Below are 24327 nucleotides of genomic sequence, written 5' to 3'. Positions count from 1 at the left end.
GACGGACCTCGGTCCGCTCCTCGGTCGCTGGCGCTCCCTGCGATGCTCCCTCGGCCCTCACGCGGGCAGGTCCCCCTCGGGCCCGGCGGCCTCCGCCAGCAGTCGCTCCCGCAGTTCCGCCGGCAGCCGGTCGACGTAGACGGTGCCCTCGAGGTGGTCCACCTCGTGCTGGAGGCAGCGCGCGGCCATGCCGGTCGCCTCGATCGCGGTGGGCTGGCCGTGCACGTCGACGCCGTCGACCCGGGCACGGAAGGCACGCTCCAGCTCCGCGTAGGGGCCCGGCACCGACAGGCAGCCCTCCTCGGTCAGCTCGACGGCCGGCTCGTCGCCGACCGGGTCGAGCACCGTCAGCACCGGGTTCACCACGTAGCCGACGACGTCCTCCCCGTCGGCGTCCGGGCAGTCGATGACGAACACCCGCGCGTCGACGCCGATCTGGTTGGCCGCCAGCCCGACGCCGTCGGCGGCGGACATGCTCGCGAACATGTCCAGCAGCAGGTGCCGCAGCTCCCGGTCGAACTCGGTCACCGGCGCGCACGGCCGGTGCAGCACCGGGTTGCTGCCGTAGGTGACGATCGGCCGGGCGACGCCGTCGTAACGGCCGGGCAGGCGCATGACCGTCGATCCTAGGGACTCACCCGCTGCCTACAGTGACCGCGATGCGCACCCGGCCCGCTCCGACCGCCGCCGGGCTCGCGCTCGGCGCCCTCGCCGACCTGCTGCTGGCCGATCCGCGAAGGGGGCACCCGGTCGCCGGCTTCGGGCGGGCGGCCGCCGCGCTGGAGCGCTCGGTCTGGCGGGACTCACGGGTGGCGGGCGCCGGCCACACCGCGGTGTGCGTCGGGGCGGCGGCCGCCCTGGGCGCCGGCCTGCACCGGGTGACCGCGGCGCGGCCGATCGCCCGGACGGTGGTGACCGCGGGGGCCACCTGGGCCGTGCTGGGCGGCACCTCACTCGGCCGGGCGGCGGACACCATGGCCGGGCACCTCGCCGCCGGGGACCTGCCGGCCGCCCGGGCGCACCTGCCGACCCTGGCCGGCCGGGACCCGAGTGGTCTGGGCGAGCCGGAGCTGGTGCGGGCCACCGTGGAGTCGGTCGCGGAGAACACCTCCGACGCCGCCGTCGCCCCGCTGTTCTGGGGTGCGGTCGCCGGCCTGCCGGGGCTGCTGGCCTACCGCGCGGCCAACACCCTCGATGCGATGGTCGGGTACCGGTCGCCGCGGTACGCCCGCTTCGGCTGGGCCGCGGCCCGCGTCGACGACGTGCTGAACTGGCTGCCGGCCCGGCTCACCGCCGCGCTGACCGTGGCGGTCGCGCCGGTGGCCGGCGGGTCGCCCGCCGGCGCCTGGCGGGCCTGGCAGCGGGACGGCGCTGCCCACCCGAGCCCGAACGCCGGGCGGTGCGAGGCCGCGCTGGCCGGCGCCCTCGGGCTGCGGCTGGGCGGCCGGAACGTCTACGGCGCCCGGGTGGAGGAGCGACCGACGCTGGGCGACGGTCAGCCTCCCGCGCGGGGGGACATCCGCCGGGCGGTCCGGCTCTCGCGCGCGGTGTGGACGGCGGCCGCCGCCCTCGCCGCAGCGAGCGGGCTGTGGCGCCGGGGCCGCTCCGCCTGACGGGCCGGCCGGGGACGGCGGCGCAGCGCACCCCGCGGCTCCGACGGCGTCGGGAAGCCGGCCGGGTCGACCCGCGGGTGACTGGCCGGCGGATCGGCGGGCCCCAGCCCACCGCGCACGGTCACCAGCAGGGTGCGACCGACGAGGCCACCCAGGGCCAGGAACAGTCCGATGAGCACGAGGAAACCGGTTCCAGCTGTCATGAGGCGACACTGGCACCGCGAGCAGCGCCACGGAGCAGGCCAATCCGGCACAGTGGACCCATGCCAGTCGTCGCAGCCCGGACCACGTCGGCGCGCGAGGTCGCCGCGCTCATCGGGCCGGTCGCCGCCCTGCCGGGTCCGCGGTACGCCGGGCTGGCCCGACGGGTCCGCGAGCTGGTGCTGGCCGGTCAGCTCCCGGCGGGCACCCGGCTGCCCGCCGAGCGCGACCTCGCCACGGCCCTGGCCACCAGCCGGGTCACCATCGCCTCGGCCTACCGGGTGCTGCGCGAGGAGGGGTGGGCGCGCACCCGGCAGGGGTCGGGCACGGTGGTCGAGGTGCCCGGCGGGGACGCGTCCTCGGCCGGCTGGCTGCCCCGCGACGTCCCCGGTCTGATCGACCTCGCACACGCGGCACCCTCCGCGGCACCGCAGCTGGAGCCGGCCTACCAGCAGGCTGTACGCCGGCTCCCGGCGTACACCACCGGCCACGGGTACGCGCCGGGCGGCCTGCCCGAGCTGCGCGCCGCGATCGCCGACCGGTTCACCGCTCGCGGCCTGCCGACCGACCCCGACCAGGTCGTCGTCACCTCCGGCGTCGGCGACGCCTCGGCGGTGGTCGCCGAGGCGCTGCTGGAGCCGGGTGACCGGGTGCTCGTCGAGCACCCCAGCTACCCCGGCGCGCTGCGGCTGGTGGAGAGCGTGGGCGCCCGGCTGGTGCCGGTCCCGGTCGACGAGCGCCACCCCGACGACCTCGTCGAGGCGGCGCACCTCGCCGCGCGGCAGAGCGGCGCGCGGATGGCCGTGCTCATCCCCGACTTCACCAACCCGACCGGCGCCCGGCTGTCGGCCGCCGGGCGCCGGCGGCTGGCCGCGACGCTGTGGCAGCAGGGCGTGCTGACGCTGGTGGACGAGTCGTGCGCCGAGCTCCACCTGGACGACGGCCCGCTGCCGCCGTACGCCGCCGGGCTGCCGGACGCAGCGACGGTGACCGTCGGCGGGCTGGCCAAGCCGGTCTGGGGCGGGTTGCGGATCGGCTGGCTGCGCACCGACGCCGCCCTGGCCGCACGGCTGAGCGCGGTGCTGGGACGCCGCCAGCTCTCCGTCGGCCTCCTGGACCAGCTCGCGGCCACCGCCCTGGTGCAGGACCTCGACGCCGTGCTGAGCTGGCGCCGCGAGCAGCTCCGCACCCAGCGCGGTGCCCTGCTGGGCGACCTGGCCGCCCGGCTGCCGGAGTGGCGGGTGCACCCGCCGTCGGGCGGGCTCTCCCTGTGGTGCGCCCTGCCCCCGGGGCTGAGCTCGGCCGCCCTGGTCGCCGGTGCGGCCCCGCAGGGCCTCCTGCTGGCCGAGGGCCGGGTCTTCGGCACCGGACGGGCCTTCGACGACCACCTGCGGCTGCCCTTCACCCGACCGGTCGAGGAGCTGCGCGCCGCGGTCGACGTGCTCGCCTCCCTCGCCGGGACCCTGGGTGGCGGGCACCCGGCGACACCGACATCCACCGTCGTCTGAGTGATCGGTCCATCACGCCTGGTCAGACCCGCCCGTGGCCGCTCCGCCACGTCGCCGCACGTCTGCGAGGGGTCAGTGCACGCGGTAACTTCGCGAGCACTGGAGCGGTCGAGTCTGCGTACTCGATGGACCGCTGGGTCAAACCACGGGCTCGGCGGTCACCACCGAAGAAACCCGGTGCGCCAGCAGAGAAATCGGCTGAGTCCATGCCCACGCCCTCCGCACTCCATCGCCACCCCGGCCCCGACGCCCCGCCGGTGCACGAGACCGGCCGCGCCGAGCGCAGCCTCCGCGCCGTCGAGTCCGCCGCCCCCCGTCCGGCCGGTCGCTTCCGCGGCGACCTGACCACCGAACGGTGGTGGTGGTCCCCGGAGCTCCACGCCCTGTACGGGGTCCCGGACGGCTCGACGGAGCCCTCCGGCCAACTCCTCCTGGCCCACGTGCACGAGACCGACCGCCCCGCCGTGCGGGAGGCCCTCGCCGTCGCCGGCACCCTCGGCACCGCGGTCACCCGTGAGCACCGGATCGTGCGCGCCGACGGCCAGCAGCGGACGGCGGTGCTGGTCTGCGAGCCGGAGACCGACGCCTCGGGCACCGTGGTGGCGCTCACCGGCCTGGTCGTCGACATCACCCAGGCGCACCCGCCCCAGGACGACGAGCACGTGCGCCACCTGGAGACCGAGGTCGAGCAGCTGCGGAACGCCATGGCGAGCCGCGCGGCGATCGAACAGGCCAAGGGCATCCTCATGCTGCTGATGAGCTGCGGTGACCAGGTCGCCTTCGACCTCCTGGCGCACATCTCCAGCCACACGCACCGCAAGGTGCGCGACGTGGCGGTGGCGATCATCGACTCGGCCAGCGGTCGCCATCCGCTGCCCGACGACGTCCGCGAGATCCTGCACGACGCGTCCCCACCCGGCCGCTCGGTCTGAGCGCCCCGCTCGTCCCGGCCCGGCGGTCACAGGGGAAGATGCCGGGACCCGTGCCACGCAGGCCGGGACGAGGAAGGGGGACGGTGGCGTGTTCTACCTGCTCGTCCGGTTCGTGCTCCGACCGCTCTTCATCCTCGTCTTCCGACCCAAGGTGACCGGCCGGGCCAACGTGCCCCTCACCGGCCCGGTCATCCTGGCCAGCAACCACCTGTCCTTCATCGACAGCTTCGCCATCCCGCTGGTGGCGCCGCGCAAGGTCGGGTACCTGGCCAAGGCCGAGTACTGGCACGGGTCCGGCATCGGCGGGTGGCTCACCCGCACGCTGTTCACCGCGCTGGGGGCGCTCCCGGTCGAGCGGCAGGAGGCCCGGGCCGCCCAGGCGACGCTGGACACCGCGCTGGGGGTGCTGTGTGCCGGGGAGGCGTTCGGCGTCTACCCCGAGGGCACGCGTTCCCGCGACGGCCGGCTCGGCCGCGGCAAGACCGGCGTCGCGTGGCTCGCGCTCACCGCCGACTGCCCCGTGGTCCCGGTGGCGGTGCACGGCACCGACAAGGTCCAGCCGGTCGGCGCGAAGTGGCCGCGCCCGCACCGGGTGCGGGTGACCTTCGGGGAGCCGCTGACCTTCCCCGAGCACCGGGGCCTGGCAGGCAAGGGCAGGGCGCGGCGCCAGGTCACCGACCAGGTGATGGAGGCGATCGCGGCGCTGTCCGGGCAGGAGAAGGCCGGCTGGGGAGGACGGCCCTGAGCGGCGCACTCCTCGTCGCCGGCACCACCTCCGACGCGGGCAAGTCCGTGGTGACCGCCGGCATCTGCCGCTGGCTGGTCCGCCAGGGCGTGTCCGTCGCGCCGTTCAAGGCGCAGAACATGAGCAACAACTCGGGTGTCACCGCCGACGGCGCCGAGATCGGCCGCGCCCAGGTGATGCAGGCGGCGGCCGCCCGGGTGGAGCCCGAGGCCGCGATGAACCCGGTGCTGCTCAAGCCGGGTGGGGAGAACGCCAGCCAGGTCGTCGTCCTCGGGCGGGCCGTCGCCGACGTCACCGCCCTGTCCTACCGGCCGATGAAGGCCGCGCTGCTGGAGCAGGCGCTGGCCTGCCTGGCCGACCTGCGCTCCCGTTTCGACGTGGTGGTCTGCGAGGGCGCCGGCTCCCCCACCGAGATCAACCTGCGTGCCGACGACATCGCCAACATGGGCCTGGCCACCGCCGCCGGGCTGCCGGTGGTCGTGGTGGGCGACATCGACCGCGGCGGGGTCTTCGCCGCCCTCTACGGCACCGTCGCGCTGATGCCCCCGGCCGACCAGGCTCTGGTCGCCGGCTTCCTGGTCAACAAGTTCCGCGGCGACGCCCGGCTGCTGGCCCCGGGCCTGGACCAGCTGGCCGCGCTCACCGGCCGGCCGACCCTGGGCGTGCTCCCCTGGCGCACCGGGCTGGAGATGGACGTCGAGGACTCCCTGGGCGTCGACGCCGTCCGCGCGCCCGCCGGCCCGCCGCACGGGGAGGACGTCCTCCGGGTGTCGGTCGCCCGGCTGCCCCGGCTGTCCAACTTCACCGACCTGGACGCACTGGCCACCGAGCCCGGGGTGCTGCTGCGCTACGCCACCCGCCCCGAGGAGCTCGCGGACGCCGACCTGGTGGTCCTGCCCGGCACCCGGTCCACCGTCGCCGACCTGCAGTGGCTGCGGGAGACCGGGCTGGCCGACGCCGTCGCCCGGCGGGCCGCCGAGGGCCGCCCGGTGCTGGGCATCTGCGGCGGCCACCAGATGCTGGCCCGCACGATCAGCGACGACGTCGAGTCCCGGGCCGGCGTCGTCCCCGGGCTCGGGCTGCTGCCCGCCGAGGTGACCTTCGCGCGGGAGAAGACCCTGGGCCGGCCCTCCGGTTCCGCCCTGGGGCAGCCGGTCCGCGGCTACGAGATCCACCACGGCGTGGTGCGCCTGGACGACGGTGCCGAGCCCTTCCTGGACGGCGCCCGCGCCGGCTCGGTGTTCGGGACGACGTGGCACGGGGCGCTGGAGTCCGACGGCTTCCGCCGGGCCTTCCTCACCGAGGTCGCCCGGATCGCCGGCCGGCGGTTCACCGTGGCCCCCGACACCGACTTCGCGCACCAACGCGAGACCCGGCTCGACGCGCTCGGCGACCTGATCGCCGAGCACGCGGACACCGACGCGCTGTGGCGGCTGGTCGAGGCCGGCCCGCCGGTGGGGCTGCCGGTGCTGGCCAGCGGGTTCAGCGCGCGCTGATCCGGGCCCGCACCTCGTCCGGCCACGGCACCGGGCGGCCGTCGGCGGTCGCCACGTAGGTGGTCCGCACGGTGCAGCAGGTCCGCTCGCCCACCCGCACGGTGAGCAGCAGCGTCAGGCTGGTGCGGCCCAGCTCCGTCAGCTCGGCGTCGACCGCGACCGTGTCGCCGTACCGGGCCGAGGAGCTCCAGTCCAGCGCGGTGGCCTTGACGAGGTACTCGACGCCCCAGGCGTCCAGCGCCCCGTGCGGGACGCCGACCGTGCCCCACCAGGCGGTGACCGCCTCGTCGGCCCAGGTCAGGTAGTGCGCGTTGAACACCACGCCCTGCTGGTCGCACTCGACGAACCGGACCGGAGCACTCCACACCGCAGGCACGAGCGGGCAGGCTACCGACCGGGCCGGCGGCCCCGGCCGCTACCGTCGGAGCCGTGACTGCCGACACCGCCACTGCCGACCTCGAGGTGCTGGCCGGCTACCGGCCGCCCTCCCAGCTGGTCCTCGACAAGGTCATCGACCGGGTCGACGAGCACTGCCGCGCCTTCATCGGCCGCTCGCCCTTCGCCACGCTCGCGACCGCGGACGCCGAGGGCTGGCCCGACGTCTCCCCGCGCGGCGGTGAGCCGGGCTTCGTGCACGTGCTGGACGAGCACCGGCTGGCGCTGCCCGACCGGCAGGGCAACAACCGGGTCGACGGACTGCGCAACCTGGCCGCCAACCCGCGGGCGGCGCTGCTGTTCTTCGTGCCCGGCTGCGAGGAGACGCTGAAGGTCTTCGGGACGACGTCGCTCGTCGGCGCCGGTGACCTGGGCGTCGACTTCACCGAGTTCGGCCGCGAGCCCCGCTCCGTGCTGGTCGTCCACGTGGAGCGGGCCTACTTCCAGTGCGGCAAGGCGCTGATGCGCTCGCGACTGTGGGACCCCGAGGCCCAGGTCGACCGCTCGACGATGACGCCGTTCGGCCAGGTGCTCAAGGACCACTGCGCCCTGGAGACCCCGCTGCCCGACGACGCGACGATCCGCGCGGACCTCGCCCGGGAGCTCTAGCTCCTGTCGGTGGCCGGGTGCAGCATGCCTGCCATGGCACACACCTTCCAGGTCACCGTCGACTCGGTCGCGCCCCACCCGCTCGCCGACTGGTGGGCCGAGGCGCTGGGCTGGGATCGAGAACCCACCGACGAGGCCTTCATCCGCCGCATGGTCGACGAGGGCTTCGCCACCGAGGCCGAGACCATGCGGCACGACGGCCAGCTCGTCTGGCGGGCCGGCGCGGCGATCAACCACCCCACCGGCGGTGCGCCGAGGGTGCTGTTCCAGCTCGTCCCCGAGCCCAAGACGGTCAAGAACCGGGTGCACCTGGACGTGGTCGTGGGCGCGGAGGCGGTGGACGCCGAGGTGGCGCGGCTGACCGAGCGCGGGGCCACGGTGCTGCACGAGGGGCACCAGGGCCCGCACCGCTGGGTGACGATCGCCGACCCCGAGGGCAACGAGCTCTGCCTCACCTGACCGCCGTCCCGCGCTGAGCTCTCGCGGCGCGCGGACCGAACCCGGTCAGCCGAGGGGGTGTTCTCGCTCGGCCTTGCGGTCGGCCACGGCGCGCTGGGCCAGCAGGCGCCGCCGCTCGTTGCGACGCTGCCGGTCCGGCGTCCGGTAGCGGGCGTCCTCGACCAGTTGCCAGGCAGCGAGTGCGCTCGCGCGCACCGCCGGCGGCACGAGCACCTCCGCCGGGTGGACCGGCTCGACCATGGTCATCTCGCGACCCTCTCCCCCGTGGCGACCGCGATCAGGTCGCCGCCACGAGTGTGACCCCGGCGAGCCCGACCGATCCGATGTCGTGACCAATTCGATGACGTTCACGCACCAGCTGTCACGAGGATCACACGCGTGTCGTTCTCCTGGCGACGCGCGCGCCGGACCGCCGACGCGCGGCCCGGCGTGTCCTCGTCCGGCGCGTCGCGGGGGCCATCGCCTACCGTGCCGAGGGTGGCGGGCAGCAACTGGCGGAGAGCACTCGAGCAGCTGGTGGGCGTCGTCGTCCGGGAGGGCAGTCGGAGCCTCCGGCGGAGCAGCCGCAGGCGTCCCGGCGACCGGTCGGCGTCCCTCCCCGAGTGGGCCGCCCCCGGCTCGGCGCCCCCCGCGCGGGCTCCCCTGCCCCCGGCGGCGCCGCCGCGGCGGATCCACCTGGCGACCGACTACACCGGCCCACTGGAACTGGACTACGCACCGCGGGCCGACGGCCGTCCCGATCCGGGCGAGGTCGTCTGGACCTGGGTGCCGTTCGACGAGGGCGACGGCCGGGGCAAGGACCGGCCGGTGCTGGTCGTCGGGCGGGACGGCGATGCCCTCCTCGGCCTCATGCTGACCAGCAAGGACCACGACCGGGACGCGAGCGACGAGGCCCGGCACGGCCGGCACTGGGTCGACGTGGGCGTCGGCGGCTGGGACCGGCAGGGCCGGCCCAGCGAGGTGCGGATCGACCGGGTGCTGCGGATCGACCCGGACGACGTCCGGCGCGAGGGCGCTGTCCTCGGCCGGGACCGGTTCGACCAGGTCGCCGTCGAGGTGCGGCGCCTGCGGGGCTGACGCCGGGCCGTCAGCCGGTGGCGCCGTCGGCGTCCCGCGAGGTCCGGGGGCGCAGGTGGTAGACGCCGGCCGAGTCGGTCAGCGACCGCAGGTCGTACCGGTGCACCACCTTCGGCCCGCCGTGCAGGTGGGTGTGGGTGATCGTCGGCAGCGGCTCACCGTGCCGGGCCTCGCGGACCTCCACCCGGCCGTCCAGCGGCCCGCCCACGAACAGCAGCACGGCAGCCTGGCCGTCGGCGGTGCCGGTGCCGGTGGCGGTGCCGGTGCCGGTGGCGGTCGTGTCGTCCTCGGACAGCGCGGTCCTCCTCGGTCGGTGCCGGTGCCGCGCCGGGTGGCGGCCCCGACCAGGGTAGGCACCGAGGAGCCGTTCGTCCCGCAGCGGCGACGGTCAGCCGCCGGCGATCGGGCGAGATCCGTGCCGGGTCCAGACCTCGTGACCGGCCGCGGAGACCGCCGCGAGCAGCGGCACGAACAGCAGCGCGCCCGCCAGGCCCCACAGCAGCCCGCCCGCGGTCACGGCGATCAGGACCATGGCCGCGTTGATCGGCAGCCGGTTCTTCATCACGTAGGGCTCGACCACGTCGTTGCCGAGCTGCTGGACGACCACGACCAGCCCGAGCACCAGCGCGGCGGTGCCCAGGCCCGAGGTCCCGTAGGCGACCAGCACGGCGACCGCGCCGGCCACGAAGGCGCCGATGGTGGGGATGTAGGAGGCGACGAACTGCAGTGCGGCGAGGGTCAGCGCCAGCGGGACGCCGAGCAGCAGCAGCCCGACCCCGATGCCGACCGCGTCGAACAGGGCCACGATCGTCAGCCCCCGCACGTAGGCGCCGACCGTGCCCCACGCCGCCCGCCCGCCGGCGTCGACGTCCTCCCGGAGCGTGCCGCCGAACTTGTCGACCAGCCAGCGCCACATGCCCGGGCCGCTGGTCAGGAAGAGGAAGGCCAGCGCCAGGGCGAGGAAGACACCGAGGACGATCTCGAGGAGGGTCCGGGCCGGCCCGATCAGCTCGGCGACACCGGAGCCGCCCTGCCCCCCGCCACCCATCAGGTCGCCGAGGGAGGGCATCGAGATGCCGAACCGCTCGGAGAGCTGGGTGGAGACCCGGTCCAGGGCGTCGCGGAGCTGGGGCAGCTGGGAGGCGATGCGGGCGGCCAGGCCGAGCCCCGCGCCGGCCAGCAGCACCAGGAGCAGCAGCACGGCCGCGCCCGCGGAGACCCACCGTGGCACGCCTCTGCTGCTCGCCCAGCGCACCGCCGGCGCCGCCACCCCGGCGAGCAGCAGCGCGGTCAGCACGGCCACGAGCACCAGGGTGAGCTTCACGGCCAGGCCGGCGAGCAACCAGACGAGGACGGCGAGCACCAGCAGCCGCCCGCCGACGGCGGCGGCGCGCACCAGCCAGTCGGGCGCTGCCCGGCCGTCCAGGTCTGCTCGGGGCTCGCGGTCCGATCGGGGTTCGTCAGCTGCCATGTCCAGGTGATGCCACGGCAGCGCCGCCTGACACATGCCGATCGGGGATCGTCACGTTCAGGCCGGCTGCTGCCCCCGGCCCAGCCAGCGGGCCAGCAGCGGGGCGGAGAACAGCATCACGAACAGCCGGAGCACCTGGACCGCGAGCACGAACGTCGCGTCGGCGCCGCTGCCGGTCGCCGTGGCCAGCACCGCGTAGAGCCCGCCGGGCGTGGTGGCCAGGTACCCGTCGAGCGCGCTCACCCCGGCGGTCCGGGACAGCAGCACCCCCAGCCCGGCGCAGGCCGCGACCGCACCGACGATGAGCACCACGGCCAGGGGCAGCGCCCGCCTGACCAGCCGCAGGCTGGCCCGGGTGAAGCCGAGGCCCACCTGCAGCCCGATCGCCAGGAAGCCGGCCGCCTCCACCAGCGGCGGGACGGTGGCCCCCTGCGACAGCCCGGTGACGTCCAGGACGGCGGCCACCGTCAGCGGACCCAGCAGCGCACCCACCGGCAGCCGGCTCACCCGGCCGAGCAGCACCCCGACGACCAGGCAGACCACGGTGAACAGCAGCCCCGCCGGCCACCCGGGACCGTCGTCGGCCGGCGCCGCGACCCCGCTGCCCGAGGCGCCGTAGACGGTGGTGGCCACGATCGGCATCGCAGTCACGATCAACAGCACCCGCAGGTACTGCAGGACGGCGACCACCTGGGCGTCGGCGCCCAGGTCCCGGGCCATCGCGGTGATCCCGGAGGCACCGCCGGCGATCATCGAGAACGCGCCGGTCACCGGGCTGATGCCGGGCTGCAGCCGCATCAGCTGCCCGGCGAGGAGGCTGACGCCCAGGGTGGCGACCGTGATCAGCAGCACCGGCAGCCAGTGCTCGGCGACCGTGCGCAGGGTGTCGGCCTGGATCAGCGCACCGATCGAGACGCCGATGACCGCCTGCGCGCCGATGCCGGCCGGGCGTGGGAGCGCGAGAGGTGTCGAGCCGAGCAGCGCCCGGCCCAGCCCGGCCACCAGGCCGCCGAACAACGCGGCGGAGGGCACGGCGAGGAGGTCGAGCGCCAGGGTGGCGCCGACCCCGACGAGGAGGACGACGACCCAGTCGAGCGCCCGCCGTCCTCGCCCCCGTGCCACGCCGGGCACTCTGCCCCACCTCGTCGGCACCCTTCCCGAGGCCCGGCTGAGCACGTGGCGGTGGGTCCTCCCTCAGAGGCCGGCGATGCGGCGGAGTTCGGCGACGTGGGCGTCGAACGCCGCCCGCCCCGCCTTGGTGAGCGCCAGGCTGGTGCGCTGGCGGGAGGCGATCGTCGACTTCCGCACCTGCACGTAGCCCGCCTCCTCCAGCTGCTTGACGTGCTTGGACAGCACCGAGTCGCTGACCTGCACCGCGTCCCGGACGGAGGCGAACTCCATCGTGTCGACGGCGGCCAGCAGCCCGCAGATCTGCAGCCGTGGTGGGGCGTGCACGACGGCGTCGAACCGCGGTTCGAGGGCGGTCACCGCCCGGCCCGCAGACCTGCGACGTAGATCCGGGTCACCCACCGGCTGAGCAGCCCCGCCGACGCCCCCAGCACCGCGCCCACCACGACCATCGCGCCCCGCACGTCGAGCAGGAACTCGGCTGCGCCGCCCAGGGCGAACAGCACGACGTAGCCGACCGCCCACTGGCGGAGGGCTCGCTGGACGCGGTCCTGGACCGGCCCCACCTTCCGGGCGTCCCACCAGACCCCGGTGATCCGCTGGTACGCCGACACCAGCCCGGCGATCCCGGCGAGGAAGAGCACCAGTGCCCCGGCGATCACCCAGATGCTGTGGGACGAGTAGCTGCTGAAGAAACCGAAGAGGAGCAGCCCCAGGGCGACGTCGTACCACCACGGCTGGACGATCCGCTCGGCGAGCGCCACCTGGTCGGCCTCGAGCGCGGCGAGCTGGGCCGTGGCGGCGTCCCGCTCGGTGGCCGACGGGATGGGGTACGCCCGGGCGCCGTCCTCACCCATCACAGCTCACCCCGCAGCTCGGCGATGTAGATCCGGGACCACCACCGGCTGATGAACGCGATGCCGACCCCGAGGACCACGCCGGCCACCGCCATCGCGCCGCGGACGTCCAGGAGCAGCTCCAGCACCACGGCCGGCGCCAGGACCACCAGGCTGCAGACGATCCACACCCGCCACGCACGCCGGGTCGGACCGGGCCGGTCGCCGCTGACCCACGTGCCGGTGAGGCGCCGGTACACCGACATCAGCCAGAGCGTGCCCGCGCCGAAGAGGGGGATGGCCACCAGCGGACCCCAGGGGAACCACAGCGAGTAGGACGCGAAGAAGGCGAAGGTCATCAGCCCCAGCAGCGCGTCATACCACCAGGGCTGCATCGCCCGGTCGGCCAGCGCAGCCCGGTCCGACCGCAGCGCCGCGAGCTGCGCGGCCGCCGCCTCTCGGTCGGCCACCGGTCCCTCCGCCCGGGACTCGCCGCCGGTCACAGCTCGCCCCGGAGCTCGGCGATCCAACGACGGGTCCACCAGCGGCTCAGCACGGCCAGCGCGAGGCCGAGGACGGCGCCGGCGACCGGCATCGCCCACCGCTGGCCGTGGTCCTCCGCCAGCACCATCGCCGGCACCAAGACGACCAGGGCCAGCGGCACCCAGGTGAGCCAGGCCTTGCTGTCCGGGTACACCCAGACGCCGGTACGCCGCTGGTAGCTCCACGCCAACGCGCAGAGGCCCAGCGCGAAGACGAGCACGGCCACCGCGCGCACCCAGGGGGTCTCGATCACGGAGGATGCGAGGAAGCCGAAGAGCAGCAGCCCCGACGCCACGTCGTGCCACCAGGGCTGCATCACGCGATCAGCCAGCGCCGCCCGGTCGGCCTGCAGGGCGACCAGCTGGGCGGCGGCGTCCCCACGGTCGATCTCGTCGCTTTCCATACCGGAAAGAGTGCCGCACCACTTTCCACTTCGTCAAGAGACATGCCACTGTCCCTGCCGGGGGTGCGCGTGGTCGAATGGCGCTCCAACTGCGACGGCAGTGGAGGAAGCCCGGTGGAACTCCGGCGCGGTCCCGCCACTGTGACCCGGTCCCGGCCGGGGAGTCAGGAACTCCCGCCGTCGCTTCCTGCCACCTCCGGGCGTGGACACCCGGGGAGAGGACCTGTGGTCTCTTCATGACCTATCCCTTCGGCGCCGTCGTCGGCATGGACGACATGCGACTGGCGCTGCTGCTCAACGCCGTCTCCCCTGCCGTCGGCGGGGTGCTTGTGCGCGGCGAGAAGGGCACGGCGAAGTCCACGACGGTGCGCGCTCTGGCCGCCGTCCTGCCCCCGGTCGACGTCGTCGCCGGCTGCCGCTTCGCCTGCGACCCCGCCGCCCCCGACCCGGAGTGCCCCGACGGCCCGCACTCCGCCGACGACCGCCCGGTCACCCGCCCGGCCCGCCTCGTCGAGCTGCCCGTCGGCGCCTCGGAGGACCGGCTGGTCGGCTCGCTGGACCTGGAGCGGGCGCTGACCGAGGGCGTGAAGTCCTTCGAGCCCGGGCTGCTGGCCGGGGCGCACCGCGGCGTCCTGTACGTCGACGAGGTCAACCTGCTGCACGACCACCTGGTCGACCTGCTGCTGGACGCCGCCGCCCTGGGCCGGGCCTACGTCGAACGCGAGGGCGTCTCGGTGCGGCACGCCGCCCGCTTCCTGCTGGTCGGCACCATGAACCCCGAGGAGGGCGAGCTCCGCCCCCAGCTGCTGGACCGGTTCGGGCTCACCGTCGAGGTGGCCGCCCCCCGGGACGCCGACCTGCGCGCCGAGGTGGTCCGGCGGCGCTTCGGCTACGACGCCGACCCGGCCGGCTTCACTGCCGCCTGGGCCGCCTCCGAACGGGAGCTGGCGGACCAGATCGCCGCGGCCCGCGCGCTGCTGCCCAGCGTGGTGCTGAGCGACGCCGCCCTCCGCCAGGTCACCAGCGTCTGCGCCGCCTTCGACGTCGACGGCCTGCGCGCCGACCTGGTCACCGCCCGCGCCGCCATCGCGCACGCGGCCTGGTGCGGGCGCACCGACGTCACCGAGGACGACGTCCGGGTCGCCGCCCGGCTCGCCCTCCCGCACCGCCGCCGGCGCAACCCCTTCGACGCCCCCGGCCTGGACGACGACACCCTCGACCAGGCGCTGGAGGACTCCCGCCCCGACTCCCCGCCGGACGACGACCCCACCCCACCCGAGGGCACCGACCCCACCGACGGCCCGGGCTCTCCCCCCGACGGCGGCGGCACCCCTCCCCCGGGCGACGCCTCCCCCGACCACCGAAATGGCCATTCTGGTGGTGCGGAGGGTGAGTCGGGGCCGGCTCCACAGGACGGCGCGGCGGCGGAGGAGCAGCCGACGACGGCGCCGCGGGGCGAGGGCGGCGGACACACCGACGCCGCGCCCGCCCCGGAGAAGGCCGCCGTCGCCCCGGACGCCGCGTTCCGGGTGCAGCGGCTGGAGGTGCCCGGCATCGGCGCGGGCGCGGCCGGCCGGCGGTCCCGGGCCCGCAGCGAGCGCGGGCGGGTGGTCGGCTCCCGCCGTCCCGAGGGCAGCGTGACGAAGCTCCACCTGGTCGACACCGTGCTCGCCGCGGCACCGCACCAGCGGGCCCGTGGGCGCACCGGCACCGGCCTGCGGGTCGAGCGGGACGACCTGCGCCAGGCGACCCTGGAGGGCCGCGAGGGCAACCTGGTCCTCTTCGTCGTCGACGCCAGCGGCTCGATGGGCGCCCGCTCCCGGATGGCCGCGGTGAAGGGCGCCGTCCTCTCGCTGCTGATGGACGCCTACCAGCGCCGGGACAAGGTCGGCCTGATCACCTTCCGCGGCGGCGACGCCGAGCTCACCCTGCCGCCGACCTGGTCGGTGGAGGCCGCGGCCGCCCGGCTGACCAGCCTGCCCACCGGCGGGCGCACGCCGCTGGCCGCCGGGCTGCTGCGGGCGCACGAGACGCTGCGGCTGGAACGGGTGCGTGACCCGCAGCGCCGTCCGCTGCTCGTCGTCGTCACCGACGGCCGGGCGACCGGGCCCCGCGGCGGCGACCACCTCTCCGACGCCCGCCGGGCCGCCGGGCTGCTGGCCGCGGCCGGGACGGCGAGCGTCGTCGTGGACTGCGAGTCCGGGCCGGTGCGACTCGGCCTGGCCGCGTCGCTGGGCACGGCACTGGGTGCGCAGACGATGCGGCTCGAGGAACTCGGCGCGGAGTCCTTGGTCCGCACGGTGCGAGAGGCCGCCTGATGCCGCAGGGACAGGTCACCGCGGTCCCGGTCGACGGGCTGACCACCCGGCAGCGCCGCAACCGGCCGCTGCTGGCGGTGCACACCGGCGAGATGAAGGGCAAGTCCACCGCCGCCTTCGGGATGGCGATGCGCGCGTGGAACCAGGGGTGGTCGATCGCGGTCTACCAGTTCGTCAAGAGCGCCAAGTGGAAGGTCGGCGAGGAGAACGCGCTGACCGCCCTGGGCCGGGTGCACGAGACCACCGGCGAGGGCGGCCCGGTGGTCTGGCACAAGATGGGCTCGGGCTGGTCGTGGTCGCGCAAGCACGGCGACGAGACCGACCACGCCGGTGACGCCGCCGAGGGCTGGGCGCAGATCAAGCGCGACCTGGCCGCCGAGGCGCACCGCTTCTACGTGCTCGACGAGTTCACCTACCCGCTGAAGTGGGGCTGGGTGGACGTCGAGGACGTCGTGGAGACCCTGACGAACCGGCCGGGCAACCAGCACGTCGTCATCACCGGGCGCGACGCCCCGCCGGCGCTGATCGCGGCCGCCGACCTGGTCGTGGAGATGACCAAGGTCAAGCACCCGATGGACGCCGGCCAGAAGGGCCAACGGGGGATCGAGTGGTGACCCCCCTCCCCCGGGCAGAAATGGCCATTTCTGCCCCTTCGTGCCGACCGTCACCTCCCGTTCGTGCGGCAGAAATGGCCATTTCTGCCCCCCAGGGGGTCGGGCGATGAGGATCCCGCGGATCGTGGTCGCGGCGCCGTCGTCGAACGCGGGGAAGACGTCGATCACCACCGGGCTGATCGCGGCGCTCACCAACCGCGGGCTCACCGTGAGCCCGCACAAGGTCGGGCCGGACTACATCGACCCCGGCTACCACGGCCTCGCCGCCGGCCGGCCGGGCCGCAACCTGGACAAGTGGCTGGTCGGCGACGACCGGATCACCCCGCTGTTCCTGCACGGCGCCCGCGGCGCCGACGTGGCGGTCGTCGAGGGCGTGATGGGGCTGTTCGACGGCGCCGCGCACGCCAGCGTCGAACCCGGCTACGGCTCCACCGCCCAGGTCGCCGCGCACCTGCAGGCGCCGGTGGTGCTCGTGGTCGACGCCGCGTCGCAGGCCCGCAGCGTCGCCGCGCTGGTGCACGGGTTCGCCACCTTCGACCCGACGGTGCGGATCGGCGGCGTCGTCCTCAACCGGGTCGGCTCCGACCGGCACGAGGCGATCCTGCGCGAGGCGCTGGGCACGGCGGGGGTGCCGGTGCTCGGTGCGGTGCGCCGGATCGCGGAGCTGCAGACGCCGTCCCGGCACCTGGGGCTGGTGCCGGCGGCCGAGCGGTCGGCGGAGGCGGTCCGCACGGTGCGCGCGCTGGGGGCGGTGGTCGAGTCGAGCATCGACCTGGACGCCGTCCTGCGGCTGGCCCGCACCGCGCCGGACCTGGCCGGCGAGCCGTGGGACCCGGCTGCCGAAGTGACCCGGGTCGAGGGCCGGCCGGTGATCGCCGTGGCCGGCGGCCCGGCCTTCACCTTCGGCTACGCCGAGACCGCCGAGCTGCTCACCGCCGCCGGCGCCGAGGTGGTGACCGTCGACCCGCTGCGGGACGACGCACTCCCCGAGGGCACCCGGGCGCTGGTCGTCGGCGGCGGCTTCCCCGAGGTGCACGCCAGCGCGCTGAGCGCGAACGTCGGCCTGCGGACGGCGATCGCCGACCTGGCCGCCCGCGGGGGCCCGATCGCCGCGGAGTGCGCCGGGCTGCTGTACCTCTCCCAGGAGCTGGACGGCGAACCCATGTGCGGCGTGCTGCCCACGACGACGGCGATGCACCCCAAGCTCACCCTCGGCTACCGGGCCGCGGTGGCGCTCACCGACAGCGTGCTGGCCCCGGCCGGCACCCGGGTGCGCGGGCACGAGTTCCACCGGACCGCTGCCGGCCCCGCCGCCGGGGCCACCCCCGCCTGGCAGTGGAACGCCGACGGGCCAGAGGGCTTCGTGGCCGGCACCGTGCACGCCTCCTACCTGCACCTGAACTGGGCCGGGTCCCCCGGGATGGCCACCCGCTTCGTCGCCGCCGCCGCGCGGCTCCCCCAGGAGGTCGGCCGTGCACATCGCTGAGGGGTTCCTGCCGCCCGCGCACGCCATCGGCTGGACGATCGCCGCCGCCCCGTTCGTCGTCCACGGCGCCCGGGCGGTGGCCAAGGAGGTGCGGGAGAACCCCGAGTCGACCCTGCTGCTCGGCGCCGCCGGGGCGTTCACCTTCGTGCTGAGCGCGATTAAGCTGCCCTCCATCACCGGCAGCTCCAGCCACCCGACCGGCACCGGGCTGGGCGCCGTCCTGTTCCGGCCCCCGGTGATGGCGCTGCTCGGCACGGTGGTGCTGCTGTTCCAGGCGCTGCTGCTGGCCCACGGCGGGCTGACCACCCTGGGCGCCAACGCCTTCTCCATGGCGGTGATCGGTCCCTGGGCCGGCTACGCCGCCTACCGGCTGGTCCGGCGCAGCGGGGGCGGACTGCTCCCCGGGGTGTTCGCCGCGATGGCGGTCGCCGACCTGGCCACCTACGTGACCACGGCGCTGCAGCTGGCCTGGGCACACCCCGACGCGGCCAGCGGCTTCGGCGGGGCGGCGGCGAAGTTCCTGTCCGTCTTCGCGTTCACCCAGGTGCCGCTGGCGATCGGTGAGGGCCTGCTCGGCGTCCTGCTGTTCCGGGTGCTGGTCGTCAACGCCCGCCCCGAGCTGGAGCGCCTCGGGGTCCTCCGCCGCACACCGGAGCCCGATCAGGCCCCGGTGCCCGAGGCCACCCCCGGAGCTGAGCGGTGAGGCGGCACCTGGTCACCGCGCTGCTGGTGCTGGCCGTGGTCGCGCTGTTCGCCACGCCGCTGCTGCTCGACGGCGCCAGCGAGTACGCCGGCACGGACAGCCAGGCCACCGAGCTGATCGAGGAGTCCGACGCCGGCTACGAGCCGTGGTTCGAGTCGGTCTTCTCCCCGGGCTCCTCGGAGATCGAGTCCGGCCTGTTCGCGCTGCAAGCGGCGCTGGGCGGCGGGGTGCTGGGCTACGTGCTCGGTCGGCTGAAGGGCCGGCGGACGGCGGAGCAGACGGCCCGGCGGACGGCGGAGCGCACCGGCCGGCAGGCGGCGGAGACAGCAGCCACGCCCCCCGCGACGCCGTGACCGGGCTGGCGATCGACGACGCCGCCTGGGCCAGTGCCTGGCGGCTGCGCTCGCCCGCCGACAAGCTGCTGCTCAGCGGCGGACTGGTGCTCGCCGCGCTGGTGCTCCCGGCGTGGCCCGGCAGCGTGCTCGTCGGGCTGGCCGCCGTCGTCCTGGCGCTGGGCCCGGCCCGGGTGCCGGCGCGCACGTTCGGCCGGGCGGTCCGGGTGCCGCTGGCGTTCATCCTGATCGGGGCGCTGACCGCCGTCGTCCAGGTCGGGGACGGCGGCCTCGGCTGGGCTCCGGACGCCGCCACCCAGGCGGGCGGGCTGGTCGCGCACGCGGTGGCCGGCAGCGCGGCCGTGCTGCTGCTGGCGACGACGACGCCGATGTCGGACCTGCTGCCCGCGCTGCACCGGCTGCGGGTGCCCGACGCCGTCGTCGAGGTGGCCTCGGTGACCTACCGGATGCTGTTCGTGCTGCTCACCAGCCTGTCGACCATCCGCGAGGCGCAGGCCGCCCGGATGGGGCACGCGGGCATCCGCAACTCCTACCGCTCGTCGGGGATGCTGGCCGCCGCGGTGCTCACCCGCTCCTGGGACCGGGCCCGGCGGCTGTCCGACGGGCTGGCCGGGCGCGGCATGGAGACCGGGCTGCGGGTGCTGCCGGAGGTGCTGCCCTCCTCCCCCCGCTTCGTCGCGAGCACCCTCGCCGGCCTGGCGGCTCTGGTCACCGTCAGCGCACTCGCATGAGCCACCGGACGCTGGCCGCGGAGGGCGTGGTCGCCGGGTACGAGCGCGGCGCCCGGGTGCTCGACGGCGCGTCGCTGACCGTGCCGCCCGGCCGCCGGCTCGCGCTGCTGGGCGCGAACGGTTCGGGCAAGACGACGCTGCTGCGCTGCCTGTCCGGGGCGCTGCCGCCCACCCGCGGCCGGATCACCCTGGACGGCGCCGAGCTGCACGCCACCCGGACGGGCCTGCGCGCCCACCGGCAGGCAGTGCAGCTGGTGCTGCAGGACCCCGACGACCAGCTGTTCAGCGCCTCGGTCGCGCAGGACGTCTCCTTCGGGCCGGTCAACCTCGGCCTGCCCGAGGAGGAGGTCCGCGCCCGGGTGGCCGAGGCCCTGGAGCTGCTCGCCGTGGCGCACCTGGCCGGCCGCCCGACGCACCAGCTCTCCTACGGCGAACGCAAGCGGGTGGCGATCGCCGGCGCGGTCGCCATGCGGCCCTGCGTGCTGATGCTCGACGAGCCGACCGCCGGGCTCGACCCGACCGCGGTCGGCGAGGCGCTGGCCGCACTGGCCCGGCTGCAGGAGGCCGACTCGACGATCGTGATGAGCACCCACGACGTGGACCTGGCGCTGCGCTGGGCCGACGAGGTCGCCGTCGTGGTGGACGGCGGGGTGGTGCAGGGCCCGCCGGACGTCGTCCTGGGCGACGACGCGCTGCTGGCCCGCGCCCGACTGGACCGCCCCTGGGCGCTCAGCGTCGGCGCCCGGCTGCAGGCCCTCGGGCTGCTGCCCGACGGCGCCCTCCCCCGGGACGCCGACGCACTGCTGGCCGCCCTCCCCGACCGCCCCGGGGTGCGCACGTGACCGGCCCGGGGACCACCGTCGGCGTGGGCGTCTCCACCGGGGCGACCGCTGCGGAGGTGCTGGCCGCCGTCGACGCCGTGCTGCCGGCCCCGGAGGGCCCGGTCCGGCTGGCCACGCTGGACGTCCGGGCCGCCGAGCCGGGGGTGCGCGAGGCGGCCGCGCGCCGCGGCTGGCTGCTGACCGGGCACCCGGCCGCCGCCCTGGCCGCCGTCCCGGTGCCCACCCCGTCGGCGCGGGTCGCCGCCGCCGTCGGCACGGCGTCGGTGGCCGAGGCGGCGGCCCTGCTCGGGGGTGGCCGGCTCGTCGTCAGCAAGCGGGTGCACGGCCGGGTCACGGTGGCGGTGGCCGTCTCCCCGGACGTCCAGGGCAACGACCTCCAGGACGGCGACGTCGACCTCCGGCACGACGACGTCGACCTCCGGCACGGCGGCGTCGACCTCCGGCATCACGGCGACGCCGAGGTCGGCCCCGGCCTGGTCGACCTCGCGGTCAACGTCCGCGCGGGCGCCCTCCCGGCCTGGCTGCGCGCCGTCCTGGTCGACGCCCTCGACGCGAGCGCCGCCTACCCCGACCCGCGCCCGGCCCGCGCCGCGGTCGCCGCCGCGCACCACCGCGACCCCGCCGAGGTGCTGCTCACCGCCGGCGCGGCCGAGACGTTCACGCTGGTCGCCCGGGCGCTGCGCCCCCGCCGCGCAGTCGTCGTCCACCCCTCCTTCACCGAGCCGGAGGCCGCGCTGCGCGCCGCCGGCCACCCCGTCGAGCGGCTGCTGCTGACCGGGCCCGGGTACCGGCTGGACCCGGCGGCGGTCCCGGCGGACGCCGACCTCGTGGTCGTCGGCAACCCGACCAACCCGACGTCGGTGCTGCACCCCGCCGCCGACCTGGCCGCGCTGGCCCGCCCGGGGCGGGTGCTGCTGGTGGACGAGGCGTTCGCCGACACCGTGCCCGGGGAGCCGGAGTCGCTGGCCGACCGCACCGACCTCCCCGGACTGCTGGTGGTGCGCAGCCTGACCAAGACCTGGGGCCTGGCCGGGCTGCGGGTCGGCTACGCGCTGGGCCCGGCCGACCTGGTCGCCGCACTGGCCGCACAGCAACCGCACTGGCCGGTCTCCACCCCCGCGCTCGCCGCGCTGGCCGCCTGCGCCACCCCGACCGCCCGGGCCGAGGCCGAGGAGGTGGCGCACCGGCTCACCGAGCACCGGGCCGCGCTGCTCGCCGCGCTGCCACCGGCGGTCGAGGTGGTCGCCGAGCCGCGGTCGTCCTTCGTGCTGCTGCGCGTGCCGGGGGGTGCCCGGGTGCGCGAGCGGCTCCGGGCACGGGGCTGGGCGGTGCGCCGGGGCGACACGTTCCCCGGCCTGACCAGCGACCACCTGCGGGTCGCCGTCCGGGACCCGGAGACCTCCCGTGCGTTCGCGTCGGCGCTGACTGAGACCCTTGACCCGATCGACACGACCGAGGAGGTCCGCTGAGCACCGACCCGACCCCCTTCGCCGGCACGCTGCTGGGTGCGACCATCGCCGCCATCGCCCCGCGGGACAGCACCGCCGAGCGGGCCGCCCGGGAGCGGCTGGACCGGATGACCAAGCCCCCCGGCTCCCTCGGGGTGCTCGAGGACGTCGCCGCCCAGCTGGCCGGCATCGCGGGCGTGTGCCCGCCCCCGCTGCCCGAGCCGGCCGCGGTCGCGGTCTTCGCCGGCGACCACGGCGTGCACGCCCAGGGCGTCACCCCGTGGCCGCAGGAGGTCACCGCGCAGATGGTGGCGAACCTCGCCGCCGGCGGCGCCGTGGTCAACGCCTTCGCCGCCCAGCTGGGTGCCGAGGTGGTCGTGGTCGACGTCGGCGTGGCCACCCCGGTCGGCCCCGCCGCGGGACTGCTGGAGCGCAACGTCCGCCGCGGCACCGCCGACCTCTCCCTCGGTCCGGCGATGACCCTCGCCGAGGCCCGGCAGGCCGTCGAGGTCGGCATCGAGGTGGCGACGACGCTCGCCGCCGGCTCCCGGTGCCTGGTCACCGGCGACATGGGGATCGGCAACACCACCGCTGCCGCCGCCCTGGTCTGCGCCTTCACCGGTGCCGCCCCGGCCGCGGCGACCGGCCGCGGCACCGGCATCGACGACCCCACGCTGGAGCGCAAGATCGCGGTGGTCACCCGCGCGGTGGCCCGGGTGCCGTCCCGCCCGGCCACGCCGGAGGCCGCTCTCGCCGCGCTGGCCGAGCTGGGTGGCCTCGAGCACGCGGCGCTGGCCGGCTTCGTGCTGGGCGCCGCGGCCGCCCGGGTGCCGGTGCTGCTGGACGGCGTGATCGCCGGCTCGGCCGCCCTCGTCGCCGCGGCGCTGTGCCCCACGGCCCTGGCGCACGCCCTGGCCGGGCACACCTCGGCCGAGCCGGGCGCCGGCCTGGCCCTGCGCGCGCTGGGCCTGCGCCCGCTGCTCGGGCTCGACCTGCGTCTCGGCGAGGGCACCGGGGCGCTGCTGAGCCTGCCCCTGGTGGCCAGCGCGGCCCGCGCGCTGCGCGACGTCGCCACCTTCGACTCCGCCGGTGTGACCGAGAAGTGACCGCCGCTCCGGATCCGGGCACCGTCTACCCGGTGGGCCTGCGGCTGACCGGGCGCCGCGTCGTCGTCGTCGGCGGCGGCCAGGTCGCGCACCGCCGGGTGGCCGGGCTGCTGGAGGCCCGCGCGCAGGTCACCGTGGTCAGCCCCGAGCTCACCCCGGCCCTGGAGGCCCTGGTCGCACCCGGCTCGGTCACCTGGCACCCGCGGCGCTGGGTCGCAGGCGACCTGGCCGGGGCGTGGTACGCCGTGGCCGCCACCGACGACCCCGACGTGAACGCCGCCGTCGCCGCCGAGGCCGAGCGCGACCGCGTCTTCTGCGCCCGCGCCGACGACCGTTCGGTCTCCACCGTCTGGACCCCGGCGGTCGGCCGGCAGGGCGACCTCGTCATCGGCGTGCACGGGGGCGGTGACCCGCAGCGGGCCATCGGCGTACGGGACGCGGTGCTGAACGGGTTGACCGACGGCTCCATCGCCGACCGCGCCGCCCGCACGCCCTCGGTGGCCGCCGGCAGCGTCGTCCTGGTGGGTGGCGGACCGGGTGACCCCGGGCTGGTCACGGTGCGCGGCCGGCAGGCGGTCGCCACCGCCGACGTCGTCGTCGCCGACCACCTCGCCCCGCAGGGACTGCTGGCCTCACTGCCCGCCGACGTGCTGGTCATCGACGCCTCCAAGCTGCCGCGCGGGCGCTCGATGGCGCAGGAGCAGATCAACGAGCTGCTGGTGTCCCACGCCCTGGCCGGCCGCCGGGTGGTGCGCCTCAAGGGCGGCGACCCGTTCGTCTTCGGTCGCGGCTACGAGGAGCTCGAGGCCTGCGCCGCAGCCGGCGTGCCGGTCGAGGTCGTGCCCGGCGTGACCAGCGCGATCGCCGTCCCGGGCCTGGCCGGCATCCCGGTGACCCACCGCGGGCTGACCCACGAGTTCGTCGTGGTCTCCGGCCACGTGCCGCCGGGACACCCGGCGTCGCTGGTCGACTGGGCCGCGCTGGGCCGGCTGCGCGGCACCGTCGTGGTGCTGATGGGCGTCGACACGGCCCCGGCGATCTCCGCTGCCCTCATCGAGCACGGGCGGGCGCCGGAGACGCCGGTCGCCGTGGTGAGCGACGGCGCCAGCCCCTCGCAGCGGACCCTGCGCACCACCCTCGCCGGGCTGGCGACGACGATCGCCGACGAGGGCGTCCGGCCGCCCGCCGTGTGGGTCGTCGGCGACGTGGTGGCCCTCGGCGCCGGCTGATCCGGAGGGCAGGCACGGCAGAGCCGACGTACCGTTTCCCC

At 76.2% G+C, this 24327-nt stretch carries 28 protein-coding genes and 1 riboswitch; of the genes, 18 read left to right on the top strand and 10 right to left on the bottom strand.

The features are described 5' to 3' along the window. Positions 1–57 precede the first annotated feature (57 nt). Positions 58–615: a peptide deformylase gene (gene def / locus O2V61_RS01965; protein WP_269181656.1), complete on the bottom strand. Its 558-nt coding sequence runs from the start codon at positions 613–615 to the stop codon at positions 58–60. Positions 616–659: 44 nt separating this feature from the next. On the opposite strand from def, the gene O2V61_RS01960 reads away from it, so the two are divergent. The 5 genes from O2V61_RS01960 to O2V61_RS01940 all read left to right on the top strand — a co-directional run bounded on the left by O2V61_RS01960 (position 660) and on the right by O2V61_RS01940 (position 6495). Next, on the top strand, positions 660–1613 hold the full coding sequence (locus tag O2V61_RS01960; RefSeq protein ID WP_269181655.1) for a cobalamin biosynthesis protein: 954 nt from the start codon (positions 660–662) through the stop codon (positions 1611–1613). A gap of 263 nt (positions 1614–1876) precedes the next feature. Continuing rightward, entirely contained in the window at positions 1877–3322 is a 1446-nt protein-coding gene (yczR, locus tag O2V61_RS01955) for a MocR-like transcription factor YczR (protein ID WP_269181654.1), read from the top strand. A gap of 206 nt (positions 3323–3528) precedes the next feature. Next, entirely contained in the window at positions 3529–4254 is a 726-nt protein-coding gene (locus O2V61_RS01950; RefSeq protein WP_269181653.1) for a PAS and ANTAR domain-containing protein, read from the top strand. Positions 4255–4342: 88 nt separating this feature from the next. Then, a complete protein-coding gene (locus tag O2V61_RS01945; RefSeq protein ID WP_269181652.1) occupies positions 4343–4999 on the top strand; it encodes a lysophospholipid acyltransferase family protein in 657 nt (218 codons plus the stop codon). Continuing rightward, on the top strand, positions 4981–6495 hold the full coding sequence (locus O2V61_RS01940; protein ID WP_331254212.1) for a cobyric acid synthase: 1515 nt from the start codon (positions 4981–4983) through the stop codon (positions 6493–6495). Before O2V61_RS01945 ends, O2V61_RS01940 begins: the two co-directional genes overlap by 19 nt. Here the strand turns inward: O2V61_RS01940 and O2V61_RS01935 are convergent. After that, positions 6482–6871 carry an acyl-CoA thioesterase gene (locus tag O2V61_RS01935; protein WP_269181651.1) on the bottom strand — a complete coding sequence of 130 codons (390 nt, stop codon included), beginning with the start codon at positions 6869–6871 and terminating at the stop codon, positions 6482–6484. The two genes, O2V61_RS01940 and O2V61_RS01935, sit on opposite strands and share 14 nt — an antisense overlap. 53 nt (positions 6872–6924) lie before the next feature. On the opposite strand from O2V61_RS01935, the gene O2V61_RS01930 reads away from it, so the two are divergent. Beyond that, positions 6925–7539 (top strand): MSMEG_1061 family FMN-dependent PPOX-type flavoprotein, encoded by a 615-nt coding sequence (locus O2V61_RS01930; protein ID WP_269181650.1) that lies wholly within the window; start codon positions 6925–6927, stop codon positions 7537–7539. A gap of 33 nt (positions 7540–7572) precedes the next feature. Next, positions 7573–7998, top strand: coding sequence for a VOC family protein (locus O2V61_RS01925; protein ID WP_269181649.1), 426 nt, complete (start codon positions 7573–7575; stop codon positions 7996–7998). 45 nt (positions 7999–8043) lie between these two features. Here the strand turns inward: O2V61_RS01925 and O2V61_RS01920 are convergent, their stop codons facing one another. After that, on the bottom strand, positions 8044–8244 hold the full coding sequence (locus tag O2V61_RS01920) for a hypothetical protein (protein ID WP_269181648.1): 201 nt from the start codon (positions 8242–8244) through the stop codon (positions 8044–8046). A gap of 231 nt (positions 8245–8475) precedes the next feature. Here O2V61_RS01920 and O2V61_RS01915 point away from each other — a divergent pair, with 231 nt between their 5' ends. Beyond that, the gene (locus O2V61_RS01915; protein ID WP_269181647.1) at positions 8476–9075 is read left to right on the top strand and encodes a type II toxin-antitoxin system PemK/MazF family toxin; all 600 of its coding nucleotides are present in this window, start codon (positions 8476–8478) and stop codon (positions 9073–9075) included. Between the two features lie 10 nt (positions 9076–9085). Here the strand turns inward: O2V61_RS01915 and O2V61_RS01910 are convergent, their stop codons facing one another. The 7 genes from O2V61_RS01910 to O2V61_RS01880 all read right to left on the bottom strand — a co-directional run bounded on the left by O2V61_RS01910 (position 9086) and on the right by O2V61_RS01880 (position 13456). Further along, positions 9086–9295, bottom strand: coding sequence for a hypothetical protein (locus tag O2V61_RS01910; protein ID WP_269181646.1), 210 nt, complete (start codon positions 9293–9295; stop codon positions 9086–9088). 168 nt (positions 9296–9463) lie between these two features. Next, on the bottom strand, positions 9464–10546 hold the full coding sequence (locus O2V61_RS01905) for an AI-2E family transporter (protein ID WP_269181645.1): 1083 nt from the start codon (positions 10544–10546) through the stop codon (positions 9464–9466). A 57-nt stretch (positions 10547–10603) separates the two neighbouring features. Continuing rightward, a complete protein-coding gene (locus O2V61_RS01900) occupies positions 10604–11668 on the bottom strand; it encodes an AbrB family transcriptional regulator (protein ID WP_269181644.1) in 1065 nt (354 codons plus the stop codon). 72 nt (positions 11669–11740) lie between these two features. Next, a complete protein-coding gene (locus O2V61_RS01895) occupies positions 11741–12034 on the bottom strand; it encodes a transcriptional regulator (RefSeq protein WP_269181643.1) in 294 nt (97 codons plus the stop codon). Continuing rightward, positions 12031–12531 carry a hypothetical protein gene (locus O2V61_RS01890; RefSeq protein WP_269181642.1) on the bottom strand — a complete coding sequence of 167 codons (501 nt, stop codon included), beginning with the start codon at positions 12529–12531 and terminating at the stop codon, positions 12031–12033. Before O2V61_RS01890 ends, O2V61_RS01895 begins: the two co-directional genes overlap by 4 nt. Continuing rightward, the gene (locus tag O2V61_RS01885) at positions 12531–12980 is read right to left on the bottom strand and encodes a hypothetical protein (protein WP_269181641.1); all 450 of its coding nucleotides are present in this window, start codon (positions 12978–12980) and stop codon (positions 12531–12533) included. Before O2V61_RS01885 ends, O2V61_RS01890 begins: the two co-directional genes overlap by 1 nt. A gap of 29 nt (positions 12981–13009) precedes the next feature. After that, positions 13010–13456 carry a hypothetical protein gene (locus O2V61_RS01880; protein ID WP_269181640.1) on the bottom strand — a complete coding sequence of 149 codons (447 nt, stop codon included), beginning with the start codon at positions 13454–13456 and terminating at the stop codon, positions 13010–13012. Between the two features lie 78 nt (positions 13457–13534). Continuing rightward, a riboswitch (adenosylcobalamin (AdoCbl) riboswitch) is annotated at positions 13535–13646 on the top strand. A 46-nt stretch (positions 13647–13692) separates the two neighbouring features. Between O2V61_RS01880 and O2V61_RS01875 the strand changes: the two genes are divergently transcribed. The 10 genes from O2V61_RS01875 (at position 13693) to cobA (ending at position 24286) form a co-directional block, all read left to right on the top strand. Then, positions 13693–15774 (top strand): putative cobaltochelatase, encoded by a 2082-nt coding sequence (locus O2V61_RS01875; RefSeq protein ID WP_269181639.1) that lies wholly within the window; start codon positions 13693–13695, stop codon positions 15772–15774. After that, positions 15774–16388 carry a cob(I)yrinic acid a,c-diamide adenosyltransferase gene (gene cobO / locus O2V61_RS01870; RefSeq protein ID WP_269181638.1) on the top strand — a complete coding sequence of 205 codons (615 nt, stop codon included), beginning with the start codon at positions 15774–15776 and terminating at the stop codon, positions 16386–16388. Before O2V61_RS01875 ends, cobO begins: the two co-directional genes overlap by 1 nt. Positions 16389–16494: 106 nt before the next feature. Beyond that, a complete protein-coding gene (locus O2V61_RS01865) occupies positions 16495–17874 on the top strand; it encodes a cobyrinate a,c-diamide synthase (protein WP_269181637.1) in 1380 nt (459 codons plus the stop codon). After that, positions 17861–18577: an energy-coupling factor ABC transporter permease gene (locus O2V61_RS01860; protein WP_269181636.1), complete on the top strand. Its 717-nt coding sequence runs from the start codon at positions 17861–17863 to the stop codon at positions 18575–18577. The genes O2V61_RS01865 and O2V61_RS01860 overlap by 14 nt, the downstream gene beginning before the upstream one ends. Beyond that, the gene (locus O2V61_RS01855) at positions 18574–18930 is read left to right on the top strand and encodes an energy-coupling factor ABC transporter substrate-binding protein (RefSeq protein WP_269181635.1); all 357 of its coding nucleotides are present in this window, start codon (positions 18574–18576) and stop codon (positions 18928–18930) included. The genes O2V61_RS01860 and O2V61_RS01855 overlap by 4 nt, the downstream gene beginning before the upstream one ends. Beyond that, positions 18927–19661 (top strand): cobalt ECF transporter T component CbiQ, encoded by a 735-nt coding sequence (gene cbiQ, locus O2V61_RS01850; protein WP_269181634.1) that lies wholly within the window; start codon positions 18927–18929, stop codon positions 19659–19661. Before O2V61_RS01855 ends, cbiQ begins: the two co-directional genes overlap by 4 nt. Continuing rightward, positions 19658–20503, top strand: a complete 846-nt coding sequence (locus tag O2V61_RS01845) for an energy-coupling factor ABC transporter ATP-binding protein (protein WP_269181633.1) — start codon at positions 19658–19660, stop codon at positions 20501–20503. The genes cbiQ and O2V61_RS01845 overlap by 4 nt, the downstream gene beginning before the upstream one ends. Then, positions 20500–21972 carry an Rv2231c family pyridoxal phosphate-dependent protein CobC gene (gene cobC, locus O2V61_RS01840; protein WP_269181632.1) on the top strand — a complete coding sequence of 491 codons (1473 nt, stop codon included), beginning with the start codon at positions 20500–20502 and terminating at the stop codon, positions 21970–21972. Before O2V61_RS01845 ends, cobC begins: the two co-directional genes overlap by 4 nt. Then, a complete protein-coding gene (cobT, locus tag O2V61_RS01835) occupies positions 21969–23057 on the top strand; it encodes a nicotinate-nucleotide--dimethylbenzimidazole phosphoribosyltransferase (protein WP_269182982.1) in 1089 nt (362 codons plus the stop codon). Before cobC ends, cobT begins: the two co-directional genes overlap by 4 nt. After that, complete coding sequence (cobA, locus tag O2V61_RS01830) at positions 23054–24286, top strand: uroporphyrinogen-III C-methyltransferase (protein ID WP_269181631.1); 1233 nt, start codon at positions 23054–23056, stop codon at positions 24284–24286. Before cobT ends, cobA begins: the two co-directional genes overlap by 4 nt. Positions 24287–24327: the final 41 nt, after the last annotated feature.

Origin of the sequence: Modestobacter sp. VKM Ac-2985, assembly GCF_026967925.1 — a bacterium.
Classification (GTDB): Bacteria; Actinomycetota; Actinomycetes; order Mycobacteriales; family Geodermatophilaceae; genus Modestobacter.
Note: the sequence above shows the minus strand (reverse complement) of the source record. Positions and strands in the feature narration are given on the sequence as shown.